The organism is Ornithinimicrobium jinqii, from assembly GCF_045032595.1.
In the GTDB taxonomy this organism is placed as follows: Bacteria; Actinomycetota; Actinomycetes; order Actinomycetales; family Dermatophilaceae; genus Ornithinicoccus.
On sequence record NZ_JBJFZS010000044.1, the window covers coordinates 1 to 9,855 of the forward strand.

General features: G+C 69.4%; 11 protein-coding genes. 3 read left to right on the top strand and 8 right to left on the bottom strand.

All coding sequences use genetic code 11. The features are described 5' to 3' along the window. From ACI3ET_RS15850 to ACI3ET_RS15875, 6 genes are all read right to left on the bottom strand, one after another. On the bottom strand, positions 1-667 hold a 667-nt coding region (locus ACI3ET_RS15850), incomplete at its 3' end, for a transposase (protein ID WP_405034042.1). Positions 668-1,009: 342 nt separating this feature from the next. Beyond that, positions 1,010-1,423, bottom strand: coding sequence for an IS110 family transposase (locus tag ACI3ET_RS15855; RefSeq protein ID WP_405034043.1), 414 nt, complete (start codon positions 1,421-1,423; stop codon positions 1,010-1,012). Positions 1,424-1,588: 165 nt separating this feature from the next. Next, positions 1,589-1,993: a PIN domain nuclease gene (locus ACI3ET_RS15860; RefSeq protein ID WP_405034044.1), complete on the bottom strand. Its 405-nt coding sequence runs from the start codon at positions 1,991-1,993 to the stop codon at positions 1,589-1,591. Beyond that, positions 1,990-2,211, bottom strand: coding sequence for a type II toxin-antitoxin system VapB family antitoxin (gene vapB / locus ACI3ET_RS15865; RefSeq protein ID WP_405034045.1), 222 nt, complete (start codon positions 2,209-2,211; stop codon positions 1,990-1,992). The genes ACI3ET_RS15860 and vapB overlap by 4 nt, the downstream gene beginning before the upstream one ends. Positions 2,212-2,715: 504 nt before the next feature. Next, a complete protein-coding gene (locus ACI3ET_RS15870; protein WP_405034046.1) occupies positions 2,716-3,591 on the bottom strand; it encodes a CPBP family intramembrane glutamic endopeptidase in 876 nt (291 codons plus the stop codon). Positions 3,592-4,031: 440 nt separating this feature from the next. Continuing rightward, complete coding sequence (locus ACI3ET_RS15875; protein WP_405034047.1) at positions 4,032-5,816, bottom strand: hypothetical protein; 1,785 nt, start codon at positions 5,814-5,816, stop codon at positions 4,032-4,034. A gap of 353 nt (positions 5,817-6,169) precedes the next feature. On the opposite strand from ACI3ET_RS15875, the gene ACI3ET_RS15880 reads away from it, so the two are divergent. After that, positions 6,170-6,832: an alpha/beta-hydrolase N-terminal domain-containing protein gene (locus tag ACI3ET_RS15880; RefSeq protein WP_405034052.1), complete on the top strand. Its 663-nt coding sequence runs from the start codon at positions 6,170-6,172 to the stop codon at positions 6,830-6,832. On the opposite strand, the gene ACI3ET_RS15885 is transcribed toward ACI3ET_RS15880, so the two are convergent. Next, positions 6,745-7,251: an LURP-one-related/scramblase family protein gene (locus ACI3ET_RS15885; protein WP_405034048.1), complete on the bottom strand. Its 507-nt coding sequence runs from the start codon at positions 7,249-7,251 to the stop codon at positions 6,745-6,747. The two genes, ACI3ET_RS15880 and ACI3ET_RS15885, sit on opposite strands and share 88 nt — an antisense overlap. A 300-nt stretch (positions 7,252-7,551) precedes the next feature. On the opposite strand from ACI3ET_RS15885, the gene ACI3ET_RS15890 reads away from it, so the two are divergent. Next, on the top strand, positions 7,552-7,737 hold the full coding sequence (locus ACI3ET_RS15890; RefSeq protein WP_405034049.1) for a hypothetical protein: 186 nt from the start codon (positions 7,552-7,554) through the stop codon (positions 7,735-7,737). Positions 7,738-8,238: 501 nt separating this feature from the next. Here the strand turns inward: ACI3ET_RS15890 and ACI3ET_RS15895 are convergent. Further along, a complete protein-coding gene (locus ACI3ET_RS15895) occupies positions 8,239-8,799 on the bottom strand; it encodes a dihydrofolate reductase family protein (RefSeq protein WP_405034050.1) in 561 nt (186 codons plus the stop codon). Between the two features lie 455 nt (positions 8,800-9,254). Here ACI3ET_RS15895 and ACI3ET_RS15900 point away from each other — a divergent pair, with 455 nt between their 5' ends. After that, positions 9,255-9,494: a hypothetical protein gene (locus ACI3ET_RS15900; RefSeq protein WP_405034051.1), complete on the top strand. Its 240-nt coding sequence runs from the start codon at positions 9,255-9,257 to the stop codon at positions 9,492-9,494. Positions 9,495-9,855: the final 361 nt, after the last annotated feature.

Genomic DNA, 9,855 nt, shown 5'->3' on the forward strand with positions numbered 1-9,855 from the left:
CGGTTCTTCCCCCCACCCCCCCCCCCCCCCCCCCCCCCCCCTTCCTCCCCCCCCCCCCCCCCCCCCCGACGGTCAGGCGGCCACGAGCGGGCCCCTGCGCCCTGGTGCCGCCGGTGGCCAGGACCGGGTCCCAGGCCTGGCGGTGGACGACGACGGCGTGCAGCTGGCGCAGGATCGCCGCCGCGATGACGGTCTGCGCCTGGGTCGCCTTCGGCTTGTTCTTCTCCCGGGTGGCCAGGTGCCGGTACCGGGCGGGGTGGACCTTGTTCGTCTGCAGGCACCCCCACACCGCCCGCCACGCCGCGGTCCGCAGCCCTGGCCGGCCGGCGCCGGTGAGTCTCGCTCTGCCGGTGAAGGTGCCGGACATCCGCTCCCGCGGCACGAGGCCGGCGTGCTTGACCACCGCCCGGGCGGAGGTGAACCGGGACAGGTCACCGGTCTCGGCCAGGATCGCCGCGGCCCCGACCGGGGACAGGCCGGGGATGGCGGTGACCAGGTTGGTGAGTTCGAGCTCGTCCAGGACGGCGGCCATCTGAGCCTCGACGTCGACCTGCTGGGCGCGGGCCCGGTCCCGGTCGCCGAGCAACCAGGCGATCCGTTCGAACGCGCCGGCCCGGTGGGTGACCACGCCGGCCGGGTCGGACAGGGCGGTGAACAGGTTGCGCACGATCCGCAGGCAGGGACGCACCCTCCCGCGGCGGACCATCTCGGTGCGGACGAGACGCTCGAACCGGGCCGCACCCAGGGCGGCGGGTGCGGTCCAGGTCCCCGCCGTCGCCGCGCAGGATCACGCTCAACGCGGCGACCCACGTGGTGGACCTGAACGGTTGCGCGGCCGCGGTCAGGACCGCGGGCCAGACGCACTCGAGCAGGTCACGCAGCTGCTGCACGCACGCGCCGTGCTCCTCCAGCAGCCGGGCGCGGCGGGTGCCCAGGTGCCGCAACCGGCCCCAGGTCCCGTCGACCGGCTCGGGCAGGGAGCAGCGCAGCTGCCCGACCAGCCGGGCGATCAGGACGGCGTCCATGTCGTCGTCTTGTCGAACGTCAGGTCCCCGGACGTGCGCGCCCACGAGGAGATCGTGGGCTGCACGCACACGAAGCCCATGCCCCGGTCGGCCGCAAGCCGGCCCAGGACCCGCCACCGGTGACCGGTCGGCTCGCACGCCACGCTTACCCCGTCGAACCCGTGCCGGGTCGCGTGCTGACCGGCCCAGTCCAGCGCGGCGCCGAGGTCCCAGGCCTTGCACCGGAAGGTGCGCCGGGCCAGGACCCGCGAGTCGTGGTCGCACACCACGACCATCTGCTTGCGCTCGGCCAGGTCGATCCCCACGATCGCGTTGCCGATCGGGACCGCTCGCCCGAGGCGGGCCAGCCGGGCGTTCCGGTTCCGGTCACCACGCCAGACACCACTACGGTCAGACATTGAACGTCCTCCCGAAGGCGATGGGACACCAAGCCCGACAAGCGCATCAGGAGGACGGTCCTCACGTCCAGACCCCAGCGCTACAACGCCTTCCAATGCCGCAAGGGAGCGTGGGACGCACGCTAGTGCCGCGGAGCGTTGCCAGGGCCTAGGAGCGCGGACAACTCAGTTTTCGAGTCGCTCGGTCGGTTGCTGTGTCAGTTCGGCGATGAGGTCGAAGTCCTTGTCCAGATGCAGCACGGTGCGCCCGCTGAGTTCGGCGGTGGCGGCGATGAGCAGGTCGGGGATGGACGGGGCGAGGTGCTGCCCACGTTGCACTAGTAGGCGCTGAACCTGGAGTGCACGGTCCTCCATCGCTGGTGTCAGATACTCCACAGGCATGGAGGCGACCGGAGGCAGGTCCAGTGCGCGGACGAAGTCGCCGGCTGACCGTGCCGAGTAGCCGACCTCGAGCCGGGTCACGGTCGAGATGGCGACCAAGCCCCGTTCGATGCGGGTCGCCCAGTCTCGCGCCCGCGGGCTGGCACCCAGTCGGACCAGGGCCGATTTGTCGATGAGCCAGGTGGTCATGACCAGGCGTCGCGCAGGACCTCGGCGTCGGCGAGGTCAGTGATGAGCTCAGCGAGCGCGCTCAGGTCGGCAGCAGTCACCGGGGCTTGGTCACGGTGCGCCTGCTCATGCAGTCGTCTGCGCAGATACTCGGTGCGGGACAGCCCGGCTCGTCTGGCCTGCTCATCGAGCAGAGCGAGGTCTTCGCCGGGGAAGTTGCGAATCAGGATGTCGGGCATGGTTCACCTCCGGTGATATCCCATGATAGCCGCGTGTCGATCAGGTGACCTGAGCAAACCCGCTCAGGGGGACGTCAGTGGGACGCAACCACCTCGGTGGGCCCACTGCTCATCACGACCGTCCATATGCTCTAGACCTCTGACCAGGCAAGACTCGAGTTGGTGATCGTCTACCCCAGCCAGGGTCGCTCTCTGAAGCGGGTGACGCAGGTTCGAATCCTGCCGGGGGCACGTCGTGTCTGTGCAGGTCAGAGGCTCTCCTTCGGCTCCAGCGTCAGCGGTTGGCGTGAGGTTTGGCCCGGACTGGTGCCTGATTGGTGCCCGAAGGCGCGGCTGATCCGGTCGATGGCTGCCCGCTCGGCGTCGGTTCCCCATGAGGTGCCCGTAGGTGTCGAGGGTCACCGCAGCCAAAGGCGCCTCACCCCCCGACGGCGTGCCCACCCTCGTGGGCAGAACACCTAGTCCCTCAACGCCCGCCGCCGAGACGGCATTCAGCCTCAGAGATCAGTGCTGCCTGACGCGTTCGGCGTTCTTGGCTCGAACGACGAAGAAGACGGCCACGAGGGCAAGGATGCCAAGGGGGTAGATGAAGAGGGAGGCGACCACGTTGGCGCTGTCGGTCGCTTCGGAGCCGATGGCGCCAAAGTCCCAAAGCGCGTGCAGCAGCATCGCCGCTGCCAGGTAGCCGGTGGCCATCCGTGCAACGTACAGTGCTGAGCCCAGCACGAACGCGAAGACCATCTGCTGGGCGGTGGCAGCAAAGCTCTGGCCGAAGAGCAGGTTGATGCCGTGCAGGAGGGCGAACAAGGCCGAGGAGGCGAACCAGGCCCACCCTTCGGACACCTGCCCCCGGAAGCCGACCAGCGTCAGGCCGCGGGTGAGTAGCTCCTCGGAGAAGCCCACGAGCAGGACACCCGCTGCCAGGGTCAGCAGGAAGCCGGTGGAGACCTGGTCGGGGTCGACGGAGAGGGCCATGGCCAGGGCAATGAGGAGAATGCCGACCGGCACGAGCAGCGTCCACCTGGGAGCCGTCCTGGGCACCTCGCGCATCACCGGGCCCCACCAGCCCAGGTAGGTCGTCACGCCGGCCAGGAACACGGCACCGACACCGATCGGCACAACGATGCCGTTGCGCACGTTCTCGGTCGACTCGGCGACCGAGTCGTAGTCAAACCCCACCACCGCCCAGATGACGGACACGATGGCGAGGTAGGCGACGAAAACCGCCACTCCGATGTACCAACGCGGTTGAACTCGCACGGTCCCTCCACCGGTGTCAGCGACCTGGACACGAGGGCCACCCCCCTGATCGGTCCCGGACACCGCCTGGTCGTTGCCGTCCGTCATGCCGCCCCGCTGCGCGGGGGTGGTCTCAGCCATCTCGTCCTCGTTTCAGTCACATCTTTGGACAACCTTTGTCCAAGGTCTGTCCAGGATGACACCGCGAGCCGGTCCACGCAACCATCCGACGAGACTCACCTGAAGTGCCCGCGAAAACCGGCCGGGGGCCACATCTAGGACTGCCCGCGAAACGGGACTGGTGAGGGGGCACCCTGGAACATGGACGGTGAACTGCCGATGAGGTCTCGTGCCGAGGTCGACCAGGGCGGACGTGAGCGCGGGGAAACAGTCCCACCGACGGGGCCAAGTGCGCCGAACAGTGCTGGTGATGTCCAGATGCAGCGCTGCAGGACCCGCCACGGCCTCGGTCAAGGCGGCCAGCTGAGCGGGGTGCAACTCGGCCACGACATGCAGAGCACCACGGTTCAGCCGACCTCAGCAAGGACCCGGGCCTGCGCCGCGATCGCTGCTGCGGCCGCTCACCGGCGCCAGGCCTCACGCAAGTTGACGCCGAGGGCCATGACCGCGGAGGCGAAGAAGACTGTTGAGACCACGTACCTCCAGTCCAGGACGAACCACCAGAGTGCGATGGCCAGTATGGCCGCTGCGACCAGCCGGAGGAGCACCGCGACGAACTGGCCTCTCACGATTCCCTCGATGATCATGAGCAGCACGACCCACGCGATCGCCGTGGCGACCGCGGCCACGCCTAGGGTGGGGTAGACGACGGCGCCGACGGCCCACAGGATCAATGGCGTGCTGAGCACCGCCCACCAGGAGAGCAGGCGCCCCCTGGCTCCTCGGGGAGCTTCGATGGGGGTCATCCGGCGGCTCAGGTGAGCATGTGGGCCGGTCGGGGGAAGGCCTCCCGCCAGCTGGCGCCGCACTCGCCGACGCTCGTCTCCAAGTCGGACGGATGCCTGCCTCAGCTCATGAAGCTGCTGTTCCTGCACGGCGAGGTCTCCCCCCGCAGAGCGCCCCGGAGGCGTCCCCGCAGCCTCTACCCCCAGGCGCTCTGCGCCGTCCCGCACCTGGTTGTCGACCCGAGCCAGCTCCTGGTCGATCCTCACGATGCGCTCCTGGAGCAACGACCGTTCCACCGCATCGTTGGGGGCGACCTTGGCCAACCCAGCCCAGCCGACAGGGTCGGCCCAGGAGGCGCGCACCGAACCGTCGCGCTCGTACCGTGGCCCGGCCGGACCCCGCTCACCGCCCAGGCGATCGCGCGTGTCGTGACCCCATAGCCCGGGGAAGTCCACCACCCACCCGGTCTCGTCGTCGATCACCACTCGGCACCAGTCGTCATCCTCGCCCGGGCCGATCCCACGACCGTCGCCCCGCGCATAGTCGACGTAGGGCAGCCCGAAGCCTCCCCTAGCGGTCGTCGCCCACGGCACGAAGACCCGCCCCAGGGCCCGAAGGACAGCGGCGACCCCGACCAGCCGGGGCGGCTGAACCGTGACGAGATAGTCGCCGGCACGGTAGGCCCCGGAGTGGGACCCAGCGCCGACGAAGACGACGGGGTGGCTCCCAACGACGGTCAGGTCGGGGTCGTCCCAGCGCCTGCGCAGGTCGTCACCGGTCTCGTCGTGGGCGGAGAAGGCCACCCAGCGGGGTTGTGGCAGCTGGTCGGAGCCGGTCGCCCTGGTGCCGTCCAGGTAGACGGTCACCTGCTCCCAGTCACCTTCGTGCTCGTTGACGCCGCCAAAACCGGACCGCCAGTTGTTGAAGGCGTAGAAATACCAGTACTGGCAGACCATCCACTGTTCCTCACGCAGCACCCTGCCGTAGTAGGTCGGCTGGTCCGGCTGCAGGTGGTCGCGCTGCAGGATGAATGACTGTGCGGCGCTGCCCCCGGGCACGCTCCCCCGGAAGAGCAGGGAGAGGCGGTTGCCGAGGTCGACAAGCCGCGCGCTGAGGCCCACACTCGCCAGCCGGCTAGACCCCCGGAGCCGCGGCGGGCGCTCGGTGCGCGGGAGCACCTGTCGTCGCAGTTCACCCGTTGCGTCGCCGAGCCCTGAGATGGACAGCTGCCCAGCACGGCCCGCGAGCGCCACGTCACCAAGCCTGGCCAGGTCAAGGGTCCCCGCGGCAGCAGCAACCGTGGGCTGGCCACCGGAGTCGTCCCACAGTGTTGCCTGCTGGACGTACCGCTTCACCGACACGGGGTAGAAGAACTCACCGCGGGTGAACCGTGCCACCGGCTCGAAGGCACGCAGCAGCTCCACGTCGGGTGCAGAGGAGTGGTGTCCCAGCGCCGTCACCTCCGAGCTCGCTCGCGCTGCTCATCGTCGGGGCTTCGGGTGCACCCAACAGCTGAAGGTCAGGATGGCACGCCGCGCCCACCTGCGGAAGGACCTGGCAAAGTGCGGGCGCCCGATCGGGCAGGTGGCCGCTGGCCCTGACGCGGACAGGTTGCCTACCTCAATCTGGGAATAACTCATCGGCGAAACGGGCGCGCGTCCGATCGAGAGCACTCCACATCACCGGAGGTCACCACCTGTCTGCTTCGCGGGCGTCGTCCGACGACGCACCTCCGGTGAGTCGTGGCGTGGCGACGACGCGCCCGCGGCTGCGACGGCTCGGCCTCACAGCGGCGGTGCTGGGCACTTTCGCCGTGTGGTCGTCAGTCCTGCCTTCGCTGATCCCGCGGCCGCGGTTGATGCAGAAGGGCAGCGCGGCCGGTGGCTACGCTCAGATGGTGCTGGCGGGGGTGTTCCTGGGTATCGCCTACGGTCTGGGTGCGTCCGCAGGGTGGCTCTTCCGCAGCCTGGGCCTTCCGGTGCCGTCGGCACAAGTCCGGGCGGCGGCCCGAAAGGTGCTCGCCGTGGTCGCACCGGTGGGTCTGCTCGTGGCCGGCCGGCCGGGACGAACCTGGCAGGTCGACCAACGCCTGGGCATCGGGAGGGACGCAGGCATGCCTGGACCTGGGGCGCGGCCTCTTTCCTGGGGGTGGTTCTCACGGTGGTGTTCCTGGCGGCCGGACGTGGACCGTCGTGGCACGGACCGCCGAGAACCTCCTGCCCCCCGCACCGGCTTACGGACACCTCTACGACGAGACCGTTGCCGTCGCCTGGTCCGAGATGCTCGATCCACCAAGCCTGCCGCCCAAGAGCTGGAACAGATCCAGGGCCGCGGTCCGCGCTCTCGAAGCCCCCTGAACAGCGGCAGGCTCAGAGCCCGCGATTCTGCTCAGCGCTGCTCGCGGAAGGCGTCGACCGCCCAGAGCGTTGCCAGCGCGAGACCGGGGTGCACGCCGTCGGCGACGTCAAGCGTGTAGGCGTCGCGAATCGTGAGGAACTTCTGCGAGATGGTGGCGACCACCGCACCGCCGGAGGTGATCGTGTAGTCCTTCTCGATGAGGTTTCCCTCCAGAAGCCACTCCCCGCCGTCGGAAAGGGTAATGACCATCTTGCTCTTGAGGGGAGAGATCTTCGCCTTGATGGAAGCGACCTCGGTCCCGTCGACGTCGGAGACCGAGATCTTCTTCGGGATGCCGAGAAGACGGCCCTTGAGCCGGTGAGTCACGGTGCCGGAGGCGTCCTGCACCTCGGCGGCCGGGCGTGGGCCGAACTTCCCATCGACATACCAGGCGCGTTTCCCGTCCGGGCCGAGTGCCTCGAAGTCCCGGTCCAAGCCCATCCTGCTCTTGACCATGAAGCGCGTCATACCGCTCGGAGTCGTGCTGCCCTCGCCCATAGCCAAAACCGTATGGTGCGACCACGAGATCGTCAACAGGCCGCGTTCCGAGACGTACCCGAAGGAGGGAGGCAGAGCCGCCGCCGGCCATCAGGCCCTCGAGAGCTCGCCTCCAAGGTGCTGCGAGCGTCTCGGGTTGAGGTTGGAGGAGGCTGCGAGCTCACAGGCGGGGGCTGGTGTGCCGTCCGTGGGAGGCGAGAGGCAGAAACGGATCACCTGGCAAGGCAGGGTCGGCCACTGCGCGGACGCCGGGCAGCGCGGCCGGGGACGATGGCCTGCCCCTCCTGCTCACCGTCCGGTATGCGGATCGCCCTCCCGAGAACCTTTCTCATGCTGGGCTCGCTGATCCTCATCGTCATCGGCGCGTCGCCCCAGCCGAGACCGGGGCTCTACTTCCTGGCCGTGACGCTGTGGCTGCTCGAGACGGGCTTCACCCTGCTCTGGCTCGTCTGGACCCGGAACACCGCCACGCGCCCAGCGACGTGATCACATCAGCGGGGCGCAGAGTCGCGCCGGACTTCTGCCCACGCACGGGCGCGGCAGAGCGTGCGACCACGCTCCTGGCGGCCCTGTGGGTCTGATGGTGTTTCGGTGGGCCCTGAGCGCGGACAGGCCGCCCCACTTCACTCCTGCGACGCACTGACATGCGGAGCACCGCCCACGGGCCGACCCCCAGATCCGCGGTTCGCGGAGATGCCCTGCAACACCGCGATCACCAGTTGGGACTGCCCGCTCCGGCCTGTCCTGAAGATCGAGGCTGGACGCAGGCGATGAGACCGATGAGCAGGCTCACCAAGACGTCATCATCGACGCGCCGGTCGAGGACGTCGTCGACCACCTGACGGATCCCGCCCGGTCCTGGGTCGACGTCACCAGCGCCGAACAGGTCGTAGAACCAGGCAGCCTCCCGCTCCGCGCCTAGGTGCGGAGATCACCGCGTCCCACCTGCCCGGCTCGGACGCGGCAGCGTCACCGGACCGGTGCGGCTCAGCGGGTCCGGTAGCGCGCGTAGATCAGTCCGCTGTCGAAGGCACGCTCCTCGACCAGCTCGAGGTCGAGGCGCACGCCGTCGGGGAAGAACCGCTTGCCGCCGCCGACCACGCTCGTGGTGATGAACAGGTGGTACTCGTCCACCAGGCCGGCCGCGATCGCCTGGGCCGCGAGGTTCGGGCCGTCGACGGAGAGGTCGTGAACGGCCTCGGCCTTGAGCCTGCGCACCGTGTCCGGGTCGAAGGTCCGCTCGATCCTGGTCTTCGCGCTGGACACCGACCCCAGCGTCGTGGAGTACACGATCTTCTCCGCGGACTGCCAGTCGCGGGCGTACTGCAGGATGTGCGGCGGAAGGTCGGGCTCGGTGTGCGCGGTCTCCCAGAACACCATCGTCTCGTACATCCGTCGGCCGTACAGGTAGGTGCCGACGGGGCGGAAGAGGTCGTTGATGAAGGCATGCACCTCCTGGTCCTCGGCGGGGCCAGTGCCGAGGTCGCCCTCCGCCGCCTCGGCGTAACCGTCGAGCGAGAGGATCATCGAGTAGATGAGCTTGGCCATGCGTCTCCTTCGGGGCGAGCGCGTCATCGACTGAGCACCGCATGCGGATCGGTGCTGGTGGTCGCCCTCAGCCAGGGAGCTGGAAGCGTCCATCCGCAGCAACCCTCCCACCTCGGTCGGACTGTGTCTGGGCCACGGTGCGGGAGTGGAACACCGCGTCGCGTGCTGGCGAAGCTCGGGTTCAGCGAGACCGACCGGCGCGAGGTGGACCCCGCTCGCGGGTCACCCTGCTCGCCACGAGCGGACGGGGAGCCACGCCCCTTGCACCTGGATCAGCTCACGCGTCGGCACCCTGGCCCGAGCCATGGTCCATCGGGTGTCGAGGCGGGCGGAGCGGGAGCGCAGCCGTCCCTGGGTCACACGGGGAGGACTGCCTCGACGCGTCCGCTGGAGGGCGAGGGTCCGGCCGAGTCGCGACCGTTGACGCCATGGGCACGGACGACGAGACTCGACCCATGGCGATCGACACGTGGTGGCCCAAGCTCTCGGCAGCGACGAGGCAGTGGCTGATGGACAACAACGGGAGTCCCGTGCCGCCCACGGTCCTCGGGCAGATCGAGATGGCCGGTGGACCCGACCGATCCGACCCCTGGTGGACGCACGGGGACGACTCCTCCGAGGTGTTGCTGCCCGATGCCGTGGTCGACTGGATCGAGGAGACAGCCAACGGGGAGTCGCCAGCACCCCCCTACTAGCGGACTGCGGCCCTCGCGCAGCGGTGTGCCGCAGGTCGCTCGGGTGGCGACCCAGCCCAGCCGCTTGCCCACGCGGTGAACTCCTCGTCGATCGTGCTGAACGGTGTCAGCACCACCTCCGCTCCACAGAGGACGTCCACCGCCACCGCGCTGTTATACCCTTCGGCCTCATGACGGAGCATGGACTTCACCTCGGGGGGCTGCTCGAGAGTGCTGAGGCCGCCCGTGGGGGGCCACCGCGCTCGGGGTCGAGCTGAACCCGATGGCGACCCGTGGACGAGAGCAGGGTGGTGTCTCGCGCAGGAGCGGGGGGGGGCCCCCGTTGGGCTGGGCCCCCACTACGGCTTTCCCTCCCCACCCC